Annotated in this window: 22 protein-coding genes; all 22 read left to right on the forward strand. The window is 48.3% G+C overall.

Annotation, left to right across the window (positions count from 1 at the left end; all coding sequences use genetic code 11):
- The first annotated feature begins 4 nt into the window (after positions 1-4).
- The 22 genes from MUB50_RS12965 (at position 5) to MUB50_RS13070 (ending at position 23956) form a co-directional block, all read left to right on the forward strand.
- Positions 5-955 carry an amidoligase family protein gene (locus MUB50_RS12965; RefSeq protein ID WP_081019500.1) on the forward strand — a complete coding sequence of 317 codons (951 nt, stop codon included), beginning with the start codon at positions 5-7 and terminating at the stop codon, positions 953-955.
- A gap of 85 nt (positions 956-1040) precedes the next feature.
- Positions 1041-7385, forward strand: a complete 6345-nt coding sequence (locus tag MUB50_RS12970) for an LPXTG cell wall anchor domain-containing protein (RefSeq protein WP_240577343.1) — start codon at positions 1041-1043, stop codon at positions 7383-7385.
- A 1-nt stretch (position 7386) separates the two neighbouring features.
- Complete coding sequence (locus MUB50_RS12975; RefSeq protein WP_255786099.1) at positions 7387-7884, forward strand: gamma-glutamylcyclotransferase family protein; 498 nt, start codon at positions 7387-7389, stop codon at positions 7882-7884.
- Positions 7881-8678, forward strand: a complete 798-nt coding sequence (locus tag MUB50_RS12980) for a class B sortase (RefSeq protein ID WP_055155767.1) — start codon at positions 7881-7883, stop codon at positions 8676-8678. The genes MUB50_RS12975 and MUB50_RS12980 overlap by 4 nt, the downstream gene beginning before the upstream one ends.
- 445 nt (positions 8679-9123) lie before the next feature.
- Positions 9124-10284, forward strand: a complete 1161-nt coding sequence (metK, locus tag MUB50_RS12985) for a methionine adenosyltransferase (protein ID WP_055267995.1) — start codon at positions 9124-9126, stop codon at positions 10282-10284.
- Positions 10284-11249, forward strand: a complete 966-nt coding sequence (locus tag MUB50_RS12990; protein ID WP_240577344.1) for a DUF3991 domain-containing protein — start codon at positions 10284-10286, stop codon at positions 11247-11249. Before metK ends, MUB50_RS12990 begins: the two co-directional genes overlap by 1 nt.
- Positions 11249-12028 carry a hypothetical protein gene (locus tag MUB50_RS12995; protein WP_240577345.1) on the forward strand — a complete coding sequence of 260 codons (780 nt, stop codon included), beginning with the start codon at positions 11249-11251 and terminating at the stop codon, positions 12026-12028. Before MUB50_RS12990 ends, MUB50_RS12995 begins: the two co-directional genes overlap by 1 nt.
- Positions 12029-12094: 66 nt before the next feature.
- On the forward strand, positions 12095-12907 hold the full coding sequence (locus MUB50_RS13000) for a DNA-methyltransferase (RefSeq protein WP_227211274.1): 813 nt from the start codon (positions 12095-12097) through the stop codon (positions 12905-12907).
- Positions 12908-13056: 149 nt separating this feature from the next.
- On the forward strand, positions 13057-13380 hold the full coding sequence (locus MUB50_RS13005; RefSeq protein ID WP_019162195.1) for a DUF7768 domain-containing protein: 324 nt from the start codon (positions 13057-13059) through the stop codon (positions 13378-13380).
- Between the two features lie 142 nt (positions 13381-13522).
- On the forward strand, positions 13523-13900 hold the full coding sequence (locus tag MUB50_RS13010; RefSeq protein ID WP_240577346.1) for a DUF3789 domain-containing protein: 378 nt from the start codon (positions 13523-13525) through the stop codon (positions 13898-13900).
- 126 nt (positions 13901-14026) lie between these two features.
- Positions 14027-14335: a plasmid mobilization protein gene (locus MUB50_RS13015; protein ID WP_015533354.1), complete on the forward strand. Its 309-nt coding sequence runs from the start codon at positions 14027-14029 to the stop codon at positions 14333-14335.
- Positions 14336-14338: 3 nt separating this feature from the next.
- Positions 14339-15625, forward strand: coding sequence for a relaxase/mobilization nuclease domain-containing protein (locus tag MUB50_RS13020; RefSeq protein ID WP_055155774.1), 1287 nt, complete (start codon positions 14339-14341; stop codon positions 15623-15625).
- A 5-nt stretch (positions 15626-15630) separates the two neighbouring features.
- The gene (locus MUB50_RS13025) at positions 15631-16470 is read left to right on the forward strand and encodes a PcfB family protein (protein WP_117802434.1); all 840 of its coding nucleotides are present in this window, start codon (positions 15631-15633) and stop codon (positions 16468-16470) included.
- 3 nt (positions 16471-16473) lie between these two features.
- Complete coding sequence (locus MUB50_RS13030; protein ID WP_055155776.1) at positions 16474-17412, forward strand: ArdC-like ssDNA-binding domain-containing protein; 939 nt, start codon at positions 16474-16476, stop codon at positions 17410-17412.
- A 95-nt stretch (positions 17413-17507) separates the two neighbouring features.
- A complete protein-coding gene (locus MUB50_RS13035; protein ID WP_055149034.1) occupies positions 17508-17825 on the forward strand; it encodes a hypothetical protein in 318 nt (105 codons plus the stop codon).
- Between the two features lie 30 nt (positions 17826-17855).
- Positions 17856-18107: a DUF4314 domain-containing protein gene (locus MUB50_RS13040; protein ID WP_015513377.1), complete on the forward strand. Its 252-nt coding sequence runs from the start codon at positions 17856-17858 to the stop codon at positions 18105-18107.
- A 23-nt stretch (positions 18108-18130) separates the two neighbouring features.
- Positions 18131-19864 carry a VirD4-like conjugal transfer protein, CD1115 family gene (locus MUB50_RS13045; protein ID WP_055155777.1) on the forward strand — a complete coding sequence of 578 codons (1734 nt, stop codon included), beginning with the start codon at positions 18131-18133 and terminating at the stop codon, positions 19862-19864.
- 14 nt (positions 19865-19878) lie between these two features.
- Positions 19879-20238 (forward strand): glutamyl-tRNA amidotransferase, encoded by a 360-nt coding sequence (locus tag MUB50_RS13050; RefSeq protein ID WP_240577347.1) that lies wholly within the window; start codon positions 19879-19881, stop codon positions 20236-20238.
- A 75-nt stretch (positions 20239-20313) separates the two neighbouring features.
- Entirely contained in the window at positions 20314-21153 is an 840-nt protein-coding gene (locus MUB50_RS13055) for a hypothetical protein (protein WP_240577348.1), read from the forward strand.
- Between the two features lie 13 nt (positions 21154-21166).
- A complete protein-coding gene (locus tag MUB50_RS13060; protein WP_334303631.1) occupies positions 21167-22771 on the forward strand; it encodes an ABC transporter ATP-binding protein in 1605 nt (534 codons plus the stop codon).
- An 18-nt stretch (positions 22772-22789) separates the two neighbouring features.
- Positions 22790-23206 (forward strand): metal-dependent transcriptional regulator, encoded by a 417-nt coding sequence (locus MUB50_RS13065; protein ID WP_240577352.1) that lies wholly within the window; start codon positions 22790-22792, stop codon positions 23204-23206.
- Positions 23207-23236: 30 nt separating this feature from the next.
- Entirely contained in the window at positions 23237-23956 is a 720-nt protein-coding gene (locus MUB50_RS13070; protein ID WP_240577353.1) for a winged helix-turn-helix transcriptional regulator, read from the forward strand.
- Positions 23957-24070: the final 114 nt, after the last annotated feature.

A 24070-nucleotide genomic window follows, 5' to 3' on the forward strand; every position in this document is an offset into this window, starting at 1 on the left:
GCAGATCGACCTAAAAGACCAGTATTTTGGTACAGAGATTGAGATGACAGGTATCAGCCGCTATGATGCGGCTGTTGCGATTGGAAGAATGTTCGGAACAGAGCCATATCATATCCGTTCTTACGATTCCTGGTGTGTAAAAGATTCAGATGGAAAAACGTGGAAATTTTCAAGGGACAGCAGTATCGACTGTGAAAGGCTGGCAAATGGTACTGTAATAGATGCCGATGGAGATTATTCGACAGAAATGGTATCCCCGAAATTGGAATATTCGGAAATGGGGAAACTCCAGGAAGTGGTGCGGTGTGTCAAAAACGCAGGTGCTTTTGTCAATTCATCCTGTGGCATGCATGTCCATGTGGACGCATCCAATCATACACCAAGGAGTCTGAAAAATGCACTGACGATCATGTACTGCAAAGAGGATATTCTGTTCAAAGCCTTAAATGTACAGACGAGAAGGGAAGATGAGTATTGTCAGAAAGTCCGTCCTATGGTAGTGGAGAAGATCCGCCGGATGCCAAACAGCACCATCACGATGGAAAAATTCAAAAGGGCATGGTATGAGGGAAATGACGGAAGCTCCGAGCATTACAACTGGACAAGGTATTATGCCTTAAACCTACATGCTGTTTTTTCCAAGGGAACACTGGAATGGCGTTGTTTTGAAAGCACCCTCCATGCAGGAAAAGTCCGGTCAAACATTACGCTGGCACTTGCCATATCCGCACAGGCGGTCAACCAGTCCTGTACCCATGCCAAAAAGACGGAGATCGGGGATAACCCGGCATTTACATTCCGTACCTTTTTGCTCCGTCTCGGACTAATCGGGGACGAATACAAAAATGTGCGGAAGCATCTGCTTGCTAACCTCGACGGCGATAAAGCATGGCGGTATGACAAAAGCACATATGCCTGTCTGCAGAAGCCAGGACGGACAGAGGACGCAAGATAACAGAATAATGAGAACAGACAGGCCGGGTGGGAACATCCGGCTGTTCTTATGAGAAATGAAGAAAAATAAGAAAGAGGTAGAAAACATGAAGAGCAAATATCGATTCAGGCGGATCCTTTCAGGGGTGATGGCGGCAGTCACCATCTTATCCACGGTCATTTCACCGTTGACCGTTTATGCTTCGGAAGAGCCGAAAACGGCAGAACCGCCAGCTTATGAATCCGTAAAGGATCTGCTGGATGAAGAGGAAGTGGTAAAAGCCAACGATCTGGAGCTGGAAGTCGGACAGGAGTTTGATGTTTCCAGTGACCGCACGAATCTGGAAATTAAGGACGAAAGCAAAGTCAAAGTGATATTCCAGAAAGCAGAGAATGACGCCGGGGAGAACTTCAGCACCAGCCATGCAGACACTTACCATGCCGTTTATTATGTGGAGCCAGTCAACCAGAACCACCCGGTTTATCAGATTGGGAGAAATCTGATCGTAAAAGAGCCTGTGACAGCAGCTCAGAGTGAACCGCAGACAGAACAGGCAGTTACCGAAGAGGATACAGGTTCTGATGATGAGGAAGCTGCCTCGCAGGAAGAAACTGAGACAGTGCCTGTAGAGACAGAAATTGTTGAGCCGGAGACAGCTGAATCTGAAACAGAGGAAGCGGAGACAGAAGAACCGGAAGAAACAGAATCCGAATTTCAGGATGGACTTTCTGAATCCGAGTTTGATGCCGCATTAGAGGAATCCGAAACGGAAAATACAACCGATGCAGAATCCGGGCTGACACTCAGCGATGTTCTGGAGCAGGCAGGGGAACAGGATATTGACCTGATAGCAATGGAAGATGGGGAAACCGTTTCATTCACCGCAGTCAATACCAGTACAAGAGCAACCCAGGACGTGAATGTGACAAGAGGGACTGCATACTATTATGCAGACTACGGTTTGGGCTCCTATGTAACCTATAAATATACCGTTAAATTTGGAAATGTGTCTGCAACTGCCTACTGTGTGCAGCCATCCAAAGCGGGACCTGGGGATGGTGTTTACAAGATCACCAAACTGGGTGACAGCAAAGCACTGGCAAAAGTGTGCTACTACGGTACCAAAGCATCCGGTGAAAATGGATTTTTTTCTGAGAAACATCCTGATTTTTCAGCCGGAAAACAGTTTATCATTGTCCATCTGGCAGCATCCTATGCAAATAACAGCGGTGACGCTTTTTCTGGTACGAATGCAACCGGACAGGCTCTGGCAATGGAACTCTACAATTACTGCATGAGCCAGCCGGAGATCCCGGAAGTGGACATGAGTTTCTCCAATGCAGATGTTACCGCATATATCAGTGGCAACAGCCAGAGAACAGAAGAGATCACCTTCAAGGCATCCGAACTGCAGACCATCACCATGAAACTGCCGTCCGGTGTCAGACTGCATAATGTGACAACCGGAAAGACCAGCAGTGTAGGTGCATCCGTGGAAATCTGCGGCGGTACCAAATTTTATTTATCCGCACCGCTGACACAGGCTGTGGATGTCAAAGGGGAATGGTCTTCCACCATGAAAGGAAGCATCATCAAAGACTACTCCGCTTATAAGATCACCACCGGAAGCGAGACACAGGACCTTGCCCTGGTATTTGGCGAGGGCGTGACCGATGAGAAATATGTGGATTTTAAAGTTTCATGGGTAAAACAGGCAACTCTAGAAATCGTAAAAAAGGACCGCAAGAGCAACAAAGCCATCGCAGGTGCAGTCTATGGCGTTTACAGTGACAAGGACGGAAAGAACCTGATCACGAAGATGCCGGCCACAGATGACAACGGAGCTTCCAGCGTTACGATCACAAAAACACAGGATACCGTATACCTGAAAGAGATCTCCGTACCAAACGGATACCTGCTGGACACTAAGGCTTACGATGTGAACCTGGTCATCGGCGGCACTGTAAAACAGACCGTTACTGATGCTGAACAGATGGCAAGCCTGACTGTTTATAAATTAGGGGAAGTTCTGACTGGGGCAAAGGTAACTGATGATGGTGTTTCCTTTGTTTATACCGAGCAGAAACAGAAAGGTGCGGTTTATAACGTTTATGCCGCGTCGGACATTGTATCCGCAGACGGAACAGTAGTCTACAAAAAAGGCGCATTAGTCAAAGCCGGACTTACCACCGGAGATGACGGAAGTGCCACACTGGATAATCTATATCTGGGGAAATATGTAGTAAAAGAAATGCAGGCACCACAAAATCTGGTATGCACAGGCGAAAGCCAGGAGATCACCCTTTCCTATGCTGGAAGCAACGTAGAAAAGGTCATGGGAAGCGTGACATTCAAAAATGACCGCCAGAAAGCAAGCGTAAGTGTATACAAGCAGGATAAGGAAACCAGGAAATACCTTCCGGGCGGCACTTATGGTCTGTATGCCGGAAATGACATCAAAGCAGCGGACGGAACCATTGTGGTCAAGAAAGATACTCTCATTGAGAAAGCAGTGACCGGAATAGACGGAAAAGCCGTATATCAGGCAGACCTGCCGATAGCCAACAGCTACTACATGAAAGAGCTGGGTGCACCAGCTGGATATGTGAGAAACGGCGAGGATGTGTACTCCTTTACCTTCCAGTACACAACAGACAAAGAGGCAACGGTTTCTTTCAACCATACGTTCCAGAATGAGCGGATCAATGCGAAGATCAAACTGGTAAAAGAGGATTCCGAAACCGGAAAGACCGCACAGGGAGATGCAACCCTTGAGGGTGCTGTTTACGGATTGTATGCCCGTGAAGATATCGTACATCCAGATGGACAGACAGGTGTTCTTTACCCGGCAGGAACACAGATTGCAACCCTGACTACGGATACAGAGGGAAATGCAGAAGTCGCAGACCTCTATCTCGGAAAGTATTACGTTAAAGAACTGACTCCGCCTGTCGGATATCTGGCAGACCCGGGAGAACATGATCTGGAGTGTAATGACGAGGGAGATCTGGTTCAGACGGTAGAACGTACCGTAACTTCTCTGGAAGATGTGATCAAACAGCCGTTTCAGGTCATCAAAGCCGCCAACAACGGAAAGACCGATGCCGATCTGTTAAAAGGTGTGGGATTCAGTGCATATCTGGAGAGCAGCCTGAAGAAAAATAAGGACGGTTCCTATGATTTTACATCCGCTACTCCGGTCGTGCTGACTGCAGACGGACAGACAGAAATGTTCACGGATGAGCGTGGATATGCATGCTCCATTCCGCTTGCATACGGGACTTACATTGTAAGAGAAACCACCACACCGCACAACTTCAAACCAGTTGATGATTTCAAAGTTGTGATTTCAGAGAACAATCCAGAGAAACCGCAGGTATGGCGTGTGCTTCTGGACGAAGAGTTTGAAGCAAAATTAAAAATCGTCAAAAAAGATGACGAGACAAAGAAATCTGTTCTGGTTCCGAATACTGAATTTAAAGTATACGATCTGGATAACAAGAAATATGTAGAACAAGTGACTACTTATCCATCCACTACGGTACATAAATCCTATTTTACGGATGAAAACGGATACCTGATCCTGCCACAGAATCTGGCTTGTGGAAATTACCGCATCGAAGAAGTGACTGCACCAGATGGATATACCCACAGCACCAATACCGTGGAAATCAAGGTAGACAGTGATACCGCATACCAGGAAGATCCGGTCAGCGGTGACCTAATCATCGAGGTGGATTTTGAGAACCACCCAGCTAAGGGCAGACTGACCATCCGCAAAGAAGGCGAAGTAGTCAAAGGTTTTGATAAAGACTTTACTTATGAGGAAGCCAGCCTTGCAGGAGCCGTGTTTGAAGTTTACGCCTCCGAGGATATCTATACCGCAGACCATCAGACAGATGAGAACGGCAACCGTTATCTGGAATATGCCAAGGACACACTGGTGGCAACGGTAACGACCGATGAAACCGGAAGTGCCGTAATCGAGAATCTTCCGCTCGGAAAATACCGTGTAGAAGAGAAAAAAGCACCGGAAGGATACACCTGGAATGCCAAAGGAGAAAAGGTAACCTTTACCTATGCCGGACAGGATACCCCGGTTGTAGACGAAGAAGTGACATTTACCAATGAACGCCAGAAGGTAAGCATCACCGTGGAAAAACAGGATGCAGAAACCGGAAGCGTGGTAGCTGGAGCCGTCTTTGGTCTTTATAATAAGAATGAGATCAAATCCGGTGACAATGTAATCGTGAAAGCGGACACCTTATTACAGGAGATTACAAGCGATGAAAAGGGACAGGCACACTTCACCCTGGACCTGCCGCTTGGAACTTATTATGTAAAAGAAATTTCTGCACCGGACGGTTTTGTATCCTCTGATGAGGTACTGGAATTTGATGCCACCTATCAGGGACAAGACATCCAGACCATTAAACTGAAATCGATTAAGAAGAACCAGCCGACGACCATCGAGGTGACAAAATCCGATCTGACAACAGGCGTGGAGTTGAACGGAGCATCCCTTTCTGTTCTGGATGAGGATGGAAACGTGATCGACAGCTGGACTTCCGTAAAGGATGAGCCTCATGTGATCAAATATCTGACTGTTGGAAAAACCTATATCCTCCGTGAATCCCTTGCACCGCTTGGTTATTTAAAGACTACGGATGTGAAATTCACCATCGAGGATACCGCAGAAATACAGAAAGTGGAAATGCAGGACCATGTACCGAAAGCACTGCTGATCGTAAACAAGAAGGGCGAATTTCTCGATAAGATCACCCTGCTGGATAACGTCAAAGGTGTTGTGGAACATTTCTTTGAGTACATTACAGGAAGCCTGACAGACGTTACCTTCGAAATCCGTGCTGCCGAAGATATCAAAGCAGCTGATGGCGTAAGCCCGGACTATTATTCCAAGGACGAACTGGTAGCAACTGTAACTACCGATGCAAACGGTGTTGCAGAAGTATCTGACCTTCCGGTTGGAAAATATTATGTCAAAGAGGTAGGCACAGCATATGGTTATATCCTGGATGAAGAACCACGATATGTAGATCTTTCCTACCGCGATCAGGATACCCCGGTTGTCGTATACGATGAGGACTGGCAGAACAACCGCCAGAAGGTGAAAGTGAACGTCCTGAAGAAAGAAAAGGATACCGACCGTGTATTAAAAGGCGGCATCTTTGGATTGTACACTAGGAACGACATCCTGTCCGCATCTGGAAAGGTGCTGATGGAAGCAGATACCCTGATCGAGTTAAAAACAACAGATGTAGATGGAAAGATTTCCTTTATTGCAGACCTGCCGATTGACGGAACCTATTATGTGAAGGAGCTGTATGCACCGGATGGATTTGTTACCACCGGAGAAGAACAGGAATTTGTTTTTGAGTACCAGGGAGACAAAGAAGCAGAAGTGTCCTATGAGTTCGTATTTGAAGATGAGCCGACAACCGTGGAACTTTCCAAAACCGATCTGACCACAGGCGAGGAACTGCCGGGAGCCAGATTACAGCTGACGGATGAAAACGGGGCTGTTGTTGAGGAATGGACATCCACCAAGGAGCCGCACATCATCAAAGAATTGGTTGTAGGAAAATCGTACACCCTGACAGAAACCAAGCCGGCCGATGGATATGCCACTGCGGAAAGCATCACATTCACCGTGGAGAATACTGTAGAGATCCAGAAACAGGTAATGGAAGATGATGTGACCAAAGTGGAGATCAGCAAAACGGATATTACCGGAGATAATGAGATCGAAGGAGCCAAACTGACCATCACAGATGAAAATGGCAATATCGTAGAAACCTGGACTTCCGGTAAAGAGCCGCATTATATCGAAAAACTTCCAATCGGTAAATACACCCTGAAAGAAGAGCAGGCTCCAAACGGTTATGTCGTTTCGGAAGAGATCACCTTCGAGGTGGCAGACACCGCAGAGATCCAGAAGGTAGCCATGAAAGATGATACCGCAAAGGGACGTCTGATCATTGAGAAAACGGACAAGGATACCGGAGCTGCACTGAAAGGTGCGGAATTTGAATTGAGGGATGCCGATGGCAAAGTGGTAGAAACCCTGACCACTGATGAAAACGGTCATGCAACCAGCGGACTGCTTGCAATCGGAACTTATAAGGATGGCAAATTTGATAAGGTAGCCATTTATTATCTGGTTGAGACCAAAGCACCGGAAGGATATCAGATGGATGAGACCAAGCATGAAGTGACATTTACTTATGTAGATGACAAAACCCCAGTGATTGAAGTCATCCAGAAAGTGACGAACGAGAAGCTGCCGGAGGACACCCCGTCTGTAAGTAACCCGAAAACAGGCGATGACACCAACCTCTGGTTTCCGGCCCTGTGCCTAATCCTTTCCACAGGCGGTCTGATCGGCATGGGTGTGGCATCCAGAAGAAAGAAGAAAAAAGGGGGCAGATAGGCTGAAACAATTATATTTTGCGTATGGAAGCAACATGGATCTGGACCAGATGGCATATCGGTGTCCACAGGCGGAGATGGTAGAAACCGTCCGCCTGGAGGGGTATCGGCTGACCTTTGCAGCCGCAGGAAGCGGTCTTGCCACCATCTTCCCGGAAGAGGGAAGCCATGTGGACGGCGTCCTCTGGTCACTGACCGGGGACTGCGAAAAGAGCCTAGATCTTTATGAAGGCTATCCTGATTTTTACGACAAACAGGAAATCACCGTCAAGAATAAAGGCGGAAGAGAGATCAAAGCCATTGTCTATATCATGACAAAAGATTACATGCAGAACTTTAATCCGCCCGGACGGTCGTACCTGACCGGAATCTTAAAGGGCTGCAGACAGAACCAGATTCCGACAGAGCCGATCCTGAAAGCAGCCAGAAAACCGCCTGTGCCGGGACAGACGCAGAAAAGCCAGCCAAAGAAGCAGAGGAAAGCCGGACAGGAACGATGAAAATCGCGAAAAAACTTTTTCAAACGGTATGCCTTGCAGCACTTTTCTTAAGTGCCGGGTTCCTGCTTTACCATATGGTATATCTCCCAATGGAGAACAAAAAGCTGGTGGCAGAGCTGAAAGGGAATTTCCCGGAGCCGGAAGCTCCGGGAGCCTCAGGATCTGAAAAGAAAGACCAACCAGCTGGGAGAAAATGCCCGGTGGCTGCGGTAGACCTTGTTTCTCTCCAGGAACAATACCCGGATGTGCAGGGATGGCTGACCATACCGGATACCGGGATTGATTACCCGGTGCTTCAGTCCGAACAGGAGAATGGGGAGTTTTACCTGAAACGGAATTACAAAAAGGAATATGACATCAACGGAAGCCTGTTTTTACAGGCAGACTGTAAAGTGTCCGAAAGCAGGAATCTCATCATTTACGGTCACAACATGAACAGCGGGGCGATGTTCGGAAACCTGGACTTATATGCAGGGGAAGATTATTATAACGCCCATCGTTTTGCTTATCTTCAGACAGAGGACGGCATTCAGGAGTATAAGATTGTCACGGTACTGAAAGCAGACCGGAATCTGTTCCCATTCCAGCAGAAACTTCCAGATGTGGTGGCCGTGCAAGAGTACCTAAAAGTAGCCAAGCGGAGGGAAGTGTTCGAAACCGGAGATGATTACCTGAAGTGTATATACGATAAGGTTTTGACGCTCGTCACGTGTTCATATGAATGGAGCGGTGCCAGGAATATCGTCCTGGCGGTGCCGGTTTCCGGGGCAGTGTGGAGTCAGAAGTGTTCGTAAGTACCCGAAAAGTGCAGAAAATGAGACAAATAATGACCGCATGGACAGGGATGTGTTCAAAACAGGGGAGTATATAAAGGGTGTATGCCAGGTATATTCAGATGGAAAATGTGTTCAAAAGTGGAAACTTTGGTAAATACTCTACGGAATATCAGCGAATGCTCTAACAAAAAGTGTCTGAAAGCCCCCAAAAAGTGTAGAAAATGAGACAAATGATGACCGCACAGACTGGGAAGTGTTCAAAACAGGGGGATTATGTAAGGGTGTGTGTTGGTAGTATTCAGGTGGAAAAAAGTGTCTGAACGTACTAGAAAAGTGCAGAATGTGAGACAGCTCATAATCCAGATCCGGCAGGAAGTGTTCCAAAAAGGAGTGCTTTCTGCTGGATCTATTTAGTTTATAACGAGCAGCGAGTTTTGACTCGTTGGAAAGGATGGTAATAATTATGAAACGATTTTATACAGCAGAATCCGTAACGGAAGGACATCCGGATAAGCTCTGCGACTTAATTGCAGACAGTATTCTGGATGCGTGTCTGAAAGAGGACGAAAATTCCAAGGTGGCCTGCGAAGTGCTGGCTACTAAAGGGAACATCATTGTGGCAGGAGAGATCACCAGCCGATATGAGCCACAGGTGTTTGAAATCGTCAGAAAGGTGTTGGAGAGTGCAGGCTATGAAGCAGATGGAATCCATATGGATGCCCTCATCCACAAACAGAGTCCGGATATCGCCGGGGCAGTGGAACGTTCCAGAGAACGCAGGACAGGAACTGTTTCTGTTCAGAGCGGACTTGCCAATGGAGCCGGGGATCAGGGAATCATGGTGGGATACGCCTGCGATGATACGCCGCAGCTTATGCCGATGCCAGTGGTTCTGGCGAACCGCATTGTAAGAGAACTGTCTGCAAGCCGTAGAAGCGGATATATCATGGGAATCCTGCCGGACGGAAAAGCACAGGTGACCGTGGAATACGAAGATGACAGACCTGTCCGTCTGGATACGGTCGTTGTGTCCTGTCAGCATGAAAAGGAAAAATCCCTTCGGAAGCTGGAGCATGAGATCCGGGAGAAAGTGCTGCGCCCGGCACTCCGCATGCTGCCGCCGGATGAGGATACCAAGATCCTGATTAATCCATCGGGCAGATTTGTGTGCGGAGGTCTGGATGCAGACACCGGACTGACCGGAAGGAAGCTGATGGTGGATACCTACGGTGGTCTGGTACCGCATGGCGGCGGTGCATTTTCCGGGAAGGACTGTTCCAAAGTTGACCGATCCGGGGCGTATATGGCTCGTTACATCGCCAAAAACATGGTGGCTGCCGGACTTGCCAGCCGATGTCAGGTGTCCCTTGCCTATGCCATCGGGGTTGCCCAGCCAGTCATGGTGCAGGTGGATACCTTTGGAACCGGAAAGATTTGTGCGGATGACTGCCTCGCCGCTGCGATTCCTCTGGTGTTTGGGCTTACCCCAAGCCAGATTAGTGACACCCTGCACCTGAAGCGGCCGATCTACCGACAGAGTGCCGTGTTCGGGCATTTTGGAAGAAAGGAATTCCCGTGGGAGAAAACGGATAAGGCAGAGCAGCTCCGGGATACCGTGATGTAATGCCGTGGATTCCGGAAGAAGAGATCAAACGGGCAAGGGAAATCACCGCCATTGAGTACCTGAAGAAATACCAGCCGAACCGCCTGAAAAAATCTTCAGCCAGAAATGAATGGGAGCTGACAGACCACGATAGCTTTAAAATCAACGAGCTCACCAGCCAGTGGCACTGGAAATCCAGAGATATCGGGGGAACCAGTGCCTTAAATTTCCTGATCCATGTAGATGGGTGTTCCTTTCTGGAGGCAGTGCAAATGCTGAAAGATGAGTATCCCACCTACATCCCTCCGCCTGTGGAGACAAAGCCCAAAAAGCTGTTTGTCCTGCCGCCAGTCAGCCCGGACTGCCGCAGGGTGTTCCGATATCTGAAAGAGCGCGGAATCAGTGGAGAGGTCTTACAGCAGTGTGTTCATCTGGGAATCCTCTATGAGAGCCTGCCCTATCACAATGCTGTGTTCGTAGGCCGGGACGAAAATCAGGTGGCAAGATATGCTTTCCTGCGTGGGATTTACGATGCCAGCGGAAAGGCTTTTAAGATGGAACAGGCTGGAAGCGAAAAGGCATACGCTTTTTGTGTTCCGGCACAAACAGGATGCAGACGGGTTGCCGTTTATGAAGCCTGTGTGGATGTGCTGGCGCACATGACACTGGAACAGGGAAGCCGGGATAAGTACCGTCTGGAGCTTGGCGGGATCAGTGCACCAAAAGAAGGGCAGAGCCAGCGGAGTATGAAAAAGCCGCAGGCACTGGAACATTTTCTGTCCCAGCACCCGGAGATTACCGAGATTGAAGTATGTACCGACAATGACTTTGCCGGACGGTGGGCGTGTGAACATATCCGAAAAGCCTACGAGGGAAACTATCGGATCATCGAGAACCTGCCGGAGATCGAAGGGGCAGACTGGGCAGATATGGCAAAGATGGCTGCCCGAACACCGGAGAAACGGCAGAGAAAGGAAGTGAGGTGATGCCTATCAAAGAAAAAATAGAAGTGGAAATGCTGTCCCCTCTGATGGCAGAGTTTATCCCGGACTATTCAGATATTGTGGATCTGGATGATGCGGAACCATTGGAAGGACCTGACCTGGTGCAGTATCAGCCATCTATAGCAGAAAAGGTTGACGAGATCAACCGGCTCGGTATGCCTGACAACCAGCCATGCAACCTGATTGATTATTTTGACCGAAATAAGGACATTAAGGAAAAAGTGGAACGCATTACAATGGCGGTAAAAGAACAGGATGGTGTTTTATATGGCTGTGCAAACTTGACACTCCGGGAGAATCTGACACCAGAGGAATACCGTGTGGTGGGGCAGTATCTGAGAGGCCAGTACAGCGATGGCTGGGGAGAAAGTCTGGAACAACGGGAGATCAAGGTAGACGGCGGTGAATTATACTTACATTTCTATGTCGGTGCCGGCTCGGATTTCCAGATACAGGTGAAAGCACCAGAAAACGAGATGCAGGAACAGCAGCCGAAACCAAATCCGTCCCGTCCGAAGCTGAAGCTCTTAGGGCATGACGGAAATATTTTCTCAATCCTTGGGGATGCCTCAAGATTGCTCAGATGTGCCGGGATGTCCGAACAGGCCAACGAGATGGCAGACCGTGTCCACAAGAGTGGCAATTATTATGAAGCACTGGGAATCATCAGCGAATATGTGGAAACCGAACTGTCGGATCACCGTGAACAGCGCAGAACAACGAGAAAAGAAGTACCAAAAAAAGAGGATACCTGCCGATGAGCAGTTCCATAGATAGAAGCACTTCCAGAGAAATCTGGGAAATAAGCAAGAGGAAGGATGATGCCTATGGGAAATACCCTGAAACTGGAAGATCTTTTAAAACCGGACTGTCTGCCGGATGAGTCTGCCGGAGGGGAGAACTGGCGTATCTTGCATGGGGATACCTTAAAGCTGGTAAAAGGATTCCAGCCGGGGATTTTTGATGCAGTCGTGACCGATCCGCCCTATGCGTCCGGGGGAACCAAGCAGAATGAACGCAACCGCACCACCAACCAGAAGTATAGCAGCATGAAAGCAGAGAATGCCCTTCCGGACTTTGATGGGGATAACAAGGATCAGCGTTCCTGGACCCACTGGATGGCAGAATGGCTGTACGATGTGAGGAAAGCCTGCAAGAGAGGGGCTCCGATCTGCCTTTTTATTGACTGGAGACAGTACCCGTCTATCACCGATGCCCTTCAGTGGGCAGGCTGGATCTGGAGAGGAACTGCAGTCTGGGACAAAGGAAATTCCCGTCCGCAAAAAGGCAGGTTTCGCCAGCAGGCAGAATACATCGTGTGGGGAAGCAACGGTCCGATGCCAATCAACCGCCCGGTGTCCTGTCTTCCGGGTGTGTTCCGTTATGGGAATCCCCAGAACCGCATCCATGTGACAGAAAAGCCGCTCCAGCTGATGAAGGATGTCATCCAGATCTGCGAGCCGGGCGGCCTGATCTTAGACCCGTTTGCCGGAGCTGGCACGACCATCCTTGCGGCGACAGAGTCGGGCTATCAGGCAGTCGGCATCGAAGTGACGGATGCATATTATAAGCTGGGAAGCGACCGTGTCCGTATCGCACTGGAAGCCGGGGCAGAAGCAGAGAATAAAGAACCACAGTAACCGGATGTCTGCCAGACATCTGAAAAAAGGAAGAAAAGAATCCAGATGTCCACAAGACATCCACAGAGCCGGAATGCTTTGTGGGTGTTTCTTTTTGGAAAAACGCCGGGCAGAGGAAACTTGTCTGGTCAGGAAAGGAGATGGTCGTATTGGAACAGGCACTTGCTTATGTCTGCTGCTCTGCAGAAGAGGGAAAGACCAAAGTACAGCGGTACTGCCGGAAGATCTACGAACTGGGATATGTGCCGATCTGTCCGCAGTACAGCTTTTCCCCATTCCTTGATGATGGGGATGCGGAGGATATGCAGGCTATGCGGAGAATGTCCCATCAGATCTTAAGACGGTGCAGGATGGTGGTCGTCTGCGGAAAAGAGACCACCGGGACGATGAACACGGAGATCAGCATGGCTGACAGACTCCATATCATCTGTACCACGCTGGATGGGTTAAGCAAAATCAAAGAAAACGAATAATTCCGAAAAACGATAGGTTCAGAGGGGACGAAGCAAAATGCGACTGGTTTTGCAAGCATAGCGTTTGGATATCCAAACGCACTTTGGGGAGAACCCCAATCCCCCATATCGAGCCGTAAACAGACGAAAGGAGAACGAAGAAATGTTAGGATTTATACTTGGCACAATGACCGGAGGGGCAATGGGCGTGTTTGCAATGTGTTTACTGATCTCAGGAAAACGGGAGGATGAGGCACTGGAGCGGTGCCGGATGAAACCAAAGGAGATCATTGACCACGGCGTGTGCATCTGTTTTGTAAACAGTCAGGGACAGGAACTGTTCCGGCTTTCAGACGGGGAGAGCCTTGTGCAGAATGCCCCAAATGGAGAGCGGAACGTATCCACCTGCCATTATCTGGATGCAGAATCTGCCATGATCGATGGGAAGAAATGGAACCTTCTGGAATTTGCGAAAGAGATGGAGAAAAGAGGAATCATGCTTGCCCCGATGGAACTGTGCCGGGTACCGAAAAGGGGGTGAGGCCTATATGAAGAAAAAGATTATTGCTGCAGCCGTAGCCATTGGCGTGCTGACAGGATTCCTGATCTGGAAAAACCGTGAAATGTAAGGAAACGATCAATAACCCGTTGGAAAGCAGGTGAAGAGATGAGAAAAAGAAACCATGTGATACCAGTCCGCCTCAATACAAAGGAGCTGCGTTTTCTGGAAGAGCAGGTAGAAAAAAGCGGCCTGTCCCGTGAGGAATACATCCGTTCCATTGTCATGGGCGGCGAAGTCCGGGCAAGACCCTGTGAACATCATACCGAACTTTTAAGGAAAGTATCCGGTCTGTGCAACAATGCCAATCAGCTTGCCCATGTAGCCAATGGATGTGGGATGGCAGGGGAAGAGAATATTCGGGAAATGCTCCGCATGACGAAAGAGACATGGAGGCTGGTCAAAGAGGAATGGTAGCCGATGGCATACACCAGTATCATCCCGGTCAGCCGTCTGGACAATTCCATTACTTACATTCGAAACAAGGATAAGACCACAAAGAAAGGACAAAGTGCCGGCTCTCTGGAAGAAGCTATTCAATATGCAATGAACCGGGACAAGACGGAGCGTTCCATTTTTGAGAATGCCATTGGCTGTGTCTGTGAGACTGCTTATCAAGATATGGTAGATACAAAGAAACGATACAACAAGATGGACGGGGTGCAGGGCTTCCATCTGGTGCAGAGCTTTGCCAAAGGGGAAGTCACCCCGGAACTTGCCCACCAGATTGGCATGGAGCTGGCAGAAAGACTCCTTCAGGGAAAATATGAAGCTGTCATCACCACTCATTTGAACACGGAGCATTACCACAACCATATCGTGTTTAATTCCGTGAGCATGAAAGATGGGAAAAAGTACCATAGTAACAGCAGGAGCTACTACGAGGATGTGCGGAAAACTTCGGATGCCTTATGCCTGAAATACGGCTTATCAGTTATCGAACCGAAAAATGGCAAAGGGAAATCTTATGCCCAGTGGATGGCAGAACAGGACGGAAAGCCAACCTGGAGAACCTCGATCCGTCTGGATATCCGTGATGCGGTGGCAGAAAGCTTCACATGGAAACAATTTCTGGACCAGATGAAGCAGAGAGGATATCAGTGGAAGCTGAATCGGAAGTACATCGCATTGAAAGCACCGGGGATGGAACGGTATATCCGTCTGCGGAGCCTTGGGAAGAATTACTCAGAAGAGAGCATCCGGCAGTGGATCTTACAGCCCAAGAGCAGGACAACTGCTGGAAAAGAAGGAGCTTCCCAGCCCCCGAAAAAGAAGTTAAAAGGGATACAGGCCCTGTACTATTCCTATTTGTATCAGATGGGTGTTCTAAAGCAGAAGCCGAAAAGAATCTCCCCAGTGCTCCGGGCAGATATCCGAAAACTGGATGCCAGGATCGAGCAGATGGAATTTCTTCAGAAGTATCAGATTACCACCCGTGAAGAACTGATGGCATACCGAACCCCGTTGGAAGAACAGGTGCAGGCACTCACAAAAGAACGGAAGCGGCTCTACCGGAGCGAACCGGACAGTGTTAGGATCGGTCAGATCACCGAAAAACTGAGGCCGCTTCGGAAGGATATCCGTCTTTGCATCCGGATCGAACAGCAGTCTAAAGAGATGGAAGAAAAGATGCGTCTGGCAGAGCAGATCCAGAGACAGGCAGAACAGACGGAGAAAAACAGACAACCGAGAACAGAAAGCAGGTGAACAGTATGAATTATGGAGGCGATGCGGCGGATCAGATCGTCCGGTATTCCTTGGACGGCGTGGACCACGGGCTCAGACTTTCGGGTACGCTGGCAAAGCATCTGGCGGTATTTGTTGCCGCCGTATTAAAAGACCAGAAGAAAACGAGGGGCAGAACCCGGATGGTGCGGATGTTAAAGGAGAACAAGCCATTGAAGTTCTTTACTGTGCCGTCTGACCGCTTGCGTGAATTCTGCAGTGAGGGCAGGAAGCGAGGGTTGCTCTATGTGATTATCCGTGATAAAAAGAACCCGGAGATGAGCGAGGTCATGGTCTTTGCGGATGACGCAGCCAAGGTCAACCGGGTTATGGATAAGATGAATCTTGATTTTGTAAGAAGTGAAGTCGGGGAAGCTGTCCATGAGGTAACCGCTGGAATGGAAGCACCGGAAACCGAAACAGTACAGAAAATCGTACAGATGCCAGAGGGCGAGGTGCAGTTTGAGATCAGCGATCTGGACGAAGCATTCCAGGTCGGTGACATGGATTTTTCTCAAGGAGAGAAGAATCAGAATCATCCTGAAAAGGAGTCTTCCGAACCGGAAAATTTTATCCCGGTGCAGGAAGAGGGGGAAGAGAATCTGTCCGGCTTTTCCTTGCACAGCAGAAATATTTCTACCGGGCAGGAAAACGGGACTGATGGAGCAAAGCCAAGGGAACAGGAGCGTCCCAGTGTCCGCCGGGAGCTGGAGAACATCAAACGGGAGAAAGCAGAGGAATCCCAGAAGCGGAGCCGGGAAAAGAACCGTGGACCAAAGAAAACGCAGAAGAAAGCGAGAAATAAACGAAAGGTGAAAGCGAGGTAGAAGATGGACCTGACAAAATTTTTAGGGCAGGACACGCAGGAACCGTCCGCCCAGCGGCTATCGAAAGAGGAATATGCCGCACAGAAAAAGCAGGAGAGGGAAGAAATCTGGGGCATGATCGATGGAAAGGCACAGGAGATCTTCCAGAATGGGGACTCCTTAAAAGGATTCCTTGATTTTATGGGACAGTGTAAGCCACAGAGGACAGACAACCTGTTCCTGCTCTATGCACAGAACCCGGAGATCCGGCAGATTAAGACCTTTGAAAAATGGAAAGAAGAAGGCAAAGTAGTCAAGACCGGAAGCAAGGGATACAACTTCATTGTCGGACAGGAATACGAAAAGGATGGTGTCATCCAGCAGGGATACTCCATCCAGAAAGCCTATGACATCAGCCAGATTCGCACCAAACAGCCGGAAGAGGCGGAGCCAAAACCGATGGACCAGTTGATGGAAGCACTGCTGACCGACAGCGAGGTACGGATTCAGATCGCAGACAACCTGCCGGATAAGGTACAGGCACAGTATATCCCGAATCAGCGGACGATCTATGTCCGAAACGGCATGAGTGAAAATACAACATTCCATTCCATCAGCCGGGAACTGGCGTATGCATCTCTTGACCATCACGATGGAAGCTACAGCCGGGCAGGGGTAGCGGCACAGGCTTATTGTGCGGCGTATGTGACAGCACAGAAATATGGCGTGGATGTCTCCGGCTTTTCCTTTGACAAGGTATGCGAGATGCAGGCATTCGGACAGAAAGATCCGAAAGAACTCCGCTCCTTTATTCAGAATGTAAAGAGCGCAGCCTATTCCATCGGCAAGCAGGTAGACCGCAACCTCGGCAAAAGTGAGCAGGAATTTATGCCCGATGAATTTGCCGTCCCAGAGGAGAAATCAGAGAAACCAGCCAAGAACAAAAAGTCCCCGGAACGCTGATAAAAGGGGTTTTTCCGGCTCTTTTGCAGTAGCTTTCCGGGAGGAAGTGTGGTATGTTGTGGTTGAGAAAAAAGAGGAAAAAAGGAGGCTCGCCTATGACAAGAATGCGATATGTAAAGATGGACCGGATCATGAACCATATGCTGATCCATGCCCTCCGGGAAGTGTTCCGGCAGGAAAAAGAACAGGGGCTTCCGGTGGATACCACACGGGATCTGGTTCTGAAGCTGGCAGAGCAGGAAGAAGGAAAGCTCTACCTGACAGAAGCTGAACACACCAAATCTGTAGAAGCTTTAAACAAGCTCCGGGACACATACCTGAAAAACGGACGCTATTCCGATGGGATCGACAGTGTCCTGTTAAAGATCATGAAATCCAGATACCGCCGCCCATACCGTGGACGGGGAAGATAAAGAAAGGATGTGGTACGAATATACAGAAATATGACACAAGAAAGAATAGAAGCCATGAGGAGAAGATATCCGCCGGGAACAGAGGTCACGCTTAACAGCATGGAGGGGGAGAGTCACATGCCACCCGGCTTAAAAGGTAAGGTGGATATGGTAGACGATGCAGGGCAGATCCACGTAAACTGGGAGAATGGAAGCAGCCTTGCCCTCGTTCCTGGAGTGGACAGCTTCCACATCACGGATCTGCCGAGAGCAGAGAGGCCAAAACAGCAGCCATCCCGGTAACAAACAGCCGGAAGTCAGACTGGGTGATCTGGCTTGCCGGACTGCCTGTCATCTGGTGGGCAGCGATCCTGATTGCGGATGCTATTCAGCCGGGCAGGAATCTTTTTGAGCTGATGGAGGTTCTAACGGAAAAACTGAACCACCCCTTCCAGCTTCATTATACGGAATATACCATCAAGTCGGTGCTGGTCTGCACGTTACTTTACGCAGCCGGGATCGGCATTTTTTATTCCAGCCAGAAGAACTACCGCAGAGGGGAAGAACATGGTTCCGCCAGATGGGGTGATGCCCGGCAGATCTGTAAGAAATACAGCCAGAAGCCGTACTCCCAGAACATCCTGCTGACGCAGAACTTCCGCATCAGCCTGGACACCCACGAGCACCGCAGATGTCTCAACATCCTCGTGGTGGGAGGCTCCGGTGCAGGAAAATCCAGAGGCTTTGCCCTGCCGAACATCATGCAGTGCTGCTGCTCGATGGTCATTACAGACCCCAAAGCCGAGCTGCTCCGAAAGACAGGCGGTCTGCTGGAAAAGAAAGGATATGAGGTGCGTGTCTTTGACCTCATCAATCCCGACACATCTTTTTGCTACAATCCATTCGAGTACGTCCACGATGACAAAGACGTACTCCGTCTCATTTCCAATCTGATACAAAACACCACACCCAAAGGTTCCCAGTCCTCCGATCCGTTCTGGGAGAAGAGCGAGACAGCACTGCTTCAGGCACTGATGCTGTATCTGCTCCATGAAGCTCCGCCGGAAGAACAGAACTTCGCCATGATCATGGAGATGTTAGGCTCGGCACAGGTAAAAGAAGAGGATGAGGACTACGAGTCCCCTCTGGACATTTTGTTTGACCGTCTGGAGATGCGGGACCCGGACAGCATTGCCGTCAAGCAGTACCACATTTACAAGCAGGCGGCAGGAAAGACCGCCAAGTCCATCCTGATCAGTGTTGGTGTCCGTCTGGCAGCCTTCAACCTGCCGCAGATCGCCAAGCTGACCAATACCGATGAACTGGATCTTTCCAGCATGGGCGAAAGAAAAGTTGCCCTTTTCTGCTGTATTCCGGATGCGGACACCTCTTTGAATTATCTGGTAGGTATGATCTACAGCCAGCTTTTCCAGACTCTTTATTATATGGCAGACCGTGTGCATGGCGGTGCCCTCCCGGTTCCGGTCAACTGCATCATGGATGAGTTTCCAAACGTATCCCTGCCAAATGAGTTTGAGAAGATCCTGGCAACCTGCCGTTCCCGTTCCATTTACTGCAGCATCATCATCCAGAACATGAGCCAGCTAAAGGCTCTGTTCAAGGACTCCTGGGAAAGTCTGGTGGGCAACTGCGATGAGTTTTTGTACCTGGGCGGCAATGAAAAAGAGACACACAAATATGTATCAGAATTACTGGGGAAAGAAACCATAGACACCAACACCTACGGGCAGACCAAAGGAAAATCCGGCAGCTACTCCACCAACTTCCAGCAGAGCGGAAGGGAGCTGTTACAGCCGGATGAAGTCCGTATGCTGGATAACCAGAATGCACTTCTGTTTATCCGCGGGGAACGGCCCATACTGGATGCCAAGTATGACCTGATGAAGCATCCCAACATCCGGTATACCGAAGACGGCGGTGCCGGCCCGTTCAACTATGCGAAAGCACCGCTGGCACATGACGATTTTACCTTTGACGAAACAAGATATAACGACTACGAACTGCTTCTGGATGAGGACATCATCGGGGAGCTTTTTTGATTGGAGGAATGCCGATGAATTTACTGAAAAATAAGAAACACACAGAAACCAGGAAAGAGACCGCACCGCTGAAGATGAAGAGAGGGCAGAAGAAACTGTTTGCTCTGTATGCAGTCATGGTACTGTCGATCTGCATTGGGGCGACCTGCGTTTATGCCGCAGGCGATCCGCTGACCGTAGTCAATAACCTGTCCACGTTTATCTTTTCCCTAATCCGTGCCATTGGCCTGATCCTGCTGGGATTTGGTATCGTGCAGGTCGGCCTGTCCTTAAAGAGCCACGATCCGAGCCAGAGGGCAAACGGATTTCTGACACTGGCAGGCGGTATCATCATTACTTTTGCAAAAGAGATCCTGGACCTGATCATGGGATAGGAGAAGAGACCAGAAGGGGAGCCATGCGAAATGCCGGCTCCCTGTTCACTTTTGCAGGATGGGAGGTGAAACTGTTTGAGTAATAACTGGATCGTACAGAATCTAAATTCTGCCTTGCAGACCTGGAGCGATAAGCTGGCTGAGATCTGGACACTGCTGACGCAAAGCCCGGAGAATTTCAAGGGCGGGGCGATCTGGAGCGTGATGACGAACATCAATGGTGGACTGAAAGCCATCGGGTACGGCCTGCTGGTTCTGTTCTTTGCGGCGGGGCTTGTGAAAACCTGTGGGAGCTTCACGGATATGAAAAAGCCGGAACATGTAGTGAAAGCCTTTATCCGTTTTGCACTGGCACAGGGAGCCGTCATGTCCGGCATGGAGCTTCTGACGGCAATTTTTTCCATTGTGCAGGGAATCGTGGCAAATATTATGTCCCATTCCGGGATGGCAGGTGGAACGGTGACGGAACTGCCCTCAGAGATTGTGGACAAGATCGAAGCAGTCGGGATGCTGGAATCCATCCCTTTGTGGATCGTAACCCTGTTAGGCAGCTTGTTAATTACCGTGCTTTCCTTTGTGATGATCCTGACTGTATATGGAAGAATGTTCAAGCTGTATATGTACACAGCCATCGCACCGATCCCGCTGGCAACCTTTGCCGGGGAACCAACCCAGTCTGTAGGGAAGAACTTTATCCGTTCCTACGCCGGGGTATGTCTGGAAGGTGCCATCATCGCACTGGCCTGCATCATCTTTTCGGTGTTTGCGGCGAGTCCGCCGGCCGTCGGGGATACCAGTCTGTCTGCTGTGACGATTGTCTGGAACTACATCGGGGAGCTGGTCTTTAACTTACTGGTACTGGTCGGGGCAGTGAAGGCATCTGACCGGATCGTAAAAGAAATCATGGGATTATAGGAGGCAGAAAGGAATGGAAGAACCAAAGAAATTAATTTATGACAGTGGAGAGCAACCAGAGGAAGTATTCTTAGTGGTTCAGACAGTGGTTCACTATTTGAGCGACCGTCTGCAAAGTGCCGCTGGATTTATGATCTTTGCTGATAAACGGATGGAGTTGGGAAATCATTTAAGAAAAATGCCGATGGGTTACTTTACATCGGGGAATATTGGCAAAATCAGCTCTGTTCTCAGTACGGATATGGTATTCATTGAGGAAGTTTCTATGAGTACCATTGGCAACATGATGAGCTATATGCTGTCTACTTTTGTTTTATCTGTTTTTATGTTCGTACTGGATTGGAGACTTGGGCTGATTGCGGTAATCATTACCTTGCTGGCATCACTGGTTGCAAAATATATGAATAAGGTTTCCTTCAAGGAGGCTGTCGGGCGTCAAAACCAAAGCGAGAATTTGACGGATGCGGTCTTGTCTTTTGCTGAAGGAATTGGGGTTATCAAAAGTTACAATCTGCTCGGAGAAAAATCTGACGAATTAACGGAAAACTTCAAAAAATCAAGGGATGTCAATACGAAGTTTGAGCAGAAAATGACACCGTGGACCACTGGCTTAAACATTCTCTATGGCGTGGGTATTGCCGCTATCTTCGGTTTATCCGTTTTTTTACATCAGGAAGGCGTACTCTCCCTGGCTTATCTTTTGGGCGTGCTGCTGTTTGTCTTTGATCTCTTTGGACCTCTGAAAGCTCTTTATGGAGAAGCAACCCGACTAACCGTTATGAACGCTGCCCTTGATCGTATTGAAGCGGTATTGGATGAACCGGAACTTTCCGACAACGGCAAGCAGCATATTCCGGCTCAGGCACAGCCGGGACAGCCGGAAGTCCTGTTCAACGATGTTACATTTGCTTATCAGGATAAAGAGGTTCTGCATCATATCAGTTTTGCCATGAAGAAAAATTCTATGACAGCGCTGGTTGGACCGTCCGGTAGCGGTAAGTCCACCATTGCAAACTTGCTGGCGCGACTTTGGGATGTAAAATCCGGCAATGTGACGATAAGGGGCGTGGATATTCGCAATGTACCTCTGTCGGAATTGATGGATCAGATCAGCATGGTATTCCAGCGCGTGTATCTGTTTCAGGACACCATTTACAACAATATCATCATGGGAAAGCCGGATGCCACGGAAGAAGAAGTCTATGAGGCTGCCAGAAAAGCCCGCTGCTATGATTTCATTATGGCTTTGCCCGACGGATTCCAAACGGTGGTTGGTGAGGGCGGTGCAACACTTTCCGGCGGCGAAAAACAGCGTATTTCGATTGCCCGCTGTATTCTGAAAGACGCGCCTATTGTCATTTTGGATGAAGCTACCGCAAGTGTAGATACGGACAATGAAAGCTATATTCAGGAGGCTATTTCCGAATTGGTGAAGGGAAAGACCCTGCTTGTAATCGCTCACCGCCTAAATACCATCCAGAACGCCGATCAGATTTTAGTTATAGACAACGGCCAGATTGCACAGCAAGGAACCCATGAGGAACTTTTGAAACAGTCTGGTATCTATCAGGATTTTGTCAATATCCGAAAGAGTGCGGCTGGCTGGAGTCTTGCTTAATGACGAAAGGAGCTGCCTATGAAACTTCATACTGCCGGAGAGGATTATTTGGAGGCCGTGCTTATACTTCAAAAGAAGCTCGGTATGGTGCGTTCCGTGGATGTTGCTCGGTACATGGAGGTTTCAAAACCCAGCGTATGTTACGCAGTAGGAACTTTGCGAGAGGGCGGTTTTTTGACAATGGATGAAAAGCATTATCTGCACCTGACAGAACTTGGCCGGGATATGGCTGAAAAAATTTACGAACGCCATTGTTTTTTTACTCATCAACTTATATCCGTTGGAGTTAATCCACAAATTGCAGAAGTTGATGCTTGTCGTATGGAACATGCAGTCAGTGATGAAAGTTTTCAAAAACTGAAAGAGCATGCGATGAGAGAGATTGCTTCACAAAAAATTGACAATATATTTGATGATTTTCCTGTGAAGAAGTAGAAAATGTTGCTTTGCTAAAATAGATTAAATATGAAAGACACAAAATACAAGATATTAGCATATTTTGACAATCAATCATATCGAAAACTATTCAATGAGATAAACTCAGATTATGCAGAAAATCTACAAATTTTACTGCATAATTTGAGTTTATTTTCTTATGATGTGCTTATAATAGGAGTGATCCTTTATAAAGAGAACATAAGTAATATTATATCTGCTATTAGAAAGATAACGCAGATACCAATTATTATTTTGACGGATACTTCTTCTTTATTGTGTATGTCATGGAAAAAAGAATTAATATACGCTGGTGCAGACTGTGTAATGGATATAAATAGCACTACAGAAGAAGTAGATCTGCAGATTTTTTCATTGGCACGACGAAATAATAAACAAAAAATAACTCAAAAGCAATCCGAAACGCTGATTAATAAGGGAAAACTTGTAATGAATCATAAGAAACATAAAGTATTTTGGAATAATGTAGCGTTACATTTAACACGACAAGAATATAATTTTTTATATTTATTAGCGGTGACACCGATGAGAGTATACACATTTGAACAGATTTACCAGCTTGTCTGGAAAGATTATCCTGTTGGTGATATTAAAAATATCATCTGGTGTCTGGTAAAGCGACTGAGAAAAAAGCTGAATGTTGTTGAAGATGGTGCTGGGAATTGTATCGTCAGTGTCAGGGATATAGGTTACAAATTTGAATTGAATAAAGAAAACGAACAACAGTAAGGCGAATGATCCGTAAAAAGATTATTCGTCTTATTTTATTTATTCTGGAAAGAAGGTGATAAAAACTGACCGTCAATTGACAGTTTCCTGACCGTTAACTGACAGGTGCATCCG

It is taken from the genome of Blautia sp. NSJ-140 (assembly GCF_022868965.1).
In the GTDB taxonomy this organism is placed as follows: Bacteria; Bacillota; Clostridia; order Lachnospirales; family Lachnospiraceae; genus Blautia_A.

Coding starts and splice junctions, on each gene's coding strand:
- MUB50_RS12990 (WP_240577344.1), top strand. CDS start 10,284: ATGCCGTGGATTCCGGAAGAAGAGATCAAACGGGCAAGGGAAATCACC.
- MUB50_RS13035 (WP_055149034.1), top strand. CDS start 17,508: ATGACAAGAATGCGATATGTAAAGATGGACCGGATCATGAACCATATG.
- MUB50_RS12980 (WP_055155767.1), top strand. CDS start 7,881: ATGAAAATCGCGAAAAAACTTTTTCAAACGGTATGCCTTGCAGCACTT.
- MUB50_RS13070 (WP_240577353.1), top strand. CDS start 23,237: ATGAAAGACACAAAATACAAGATATTAGCATATTTTGACAATCAATCA.
- MUB50_RS13040 (WP_015513377.1), top strand. CDS start 17,856: ATGACACAAGAAAGAATAGAAGCCATGAGGAGAAGATATCCGCCGGGA.
- metK (WP_055267995.1), top strand. CDS start 9,124: ATGAAACGATTTTATACAGCAGAATCCGTAACGGAAGGACATCCGGAT.
- MUB50_RS13030 (WP_055155776.1), top strand. CDS start 16,474: ATGGACCTGACAAAATTTTTAGGGCAGGACACGCAGGAACCGTCCGCC.
- MUB50_RS12970 (WP_240577343.1), top strand. CDS start 1,041: ATGAAGAGCAAATATCGATTCAGGCGGATCCTTTCAGGGGTGATGGCG.
- MUB50_RS13025 (WP_117802434.1), top strand. CDS start 15,631: ATGAATTATGGAGGCGATGCGGCGGATCAGATCGTCCGGTATTCCTTG.
- MUB50_RS13065 (WP_240577352.1), top strand. CDS start 22,790: ATGAAACTTCATACTGCCGGAGAGGATTATTTGGAGGCCGTGCTTATA.
- MUB50_RS13010 (WP_240577346.1), top strand. CDS start 13,523: ATGTTAGGATTTATACTTGGCACAATGACCGGAGGGGCAATGGGCGTG.
- MUB50_RS13015 (WP_015533354.1), top strand. CDS start 14,027: ATGAGAAAAAGAAACCATGTGATACCAGTCCGCCTCAATACAAAGGAG.
- MUB50_RS13020 (WP_055155774.1), top strand. CDS start 14,339: ATGGCATACACCAGTATCATCCCGGTCAGCCGTCTGGACAATTCCATT.
- MUB50_RS13000 (WP_227211274.1), top strand. CDS start 12,095: ATGGGAAATACCCTGAAACTGGAAGATCTTTTAAAACCGGACTGTCTG.
- MUB50_RS13060 (WP_334303631.1), top strand. CDS start 21,167: ATGGAAGAACCAAAGAAATTAATTTATGACAGTGGAGAGCAACCAGAG.
- MUB50_RS12995 (WP_240577345.1), top strand. CDS start 11,249: ATGCCTATCAAAGAAAAAATAGAAGTGGAAATGCTGTCCCCTCTGATG.
- MUB50_RS13050 (WP_240577347.1), top strand. CDS start 19,879: ATGAATTTACTGAAAAATAAGAAACACACAGAAACCAGGAAAGAGACC.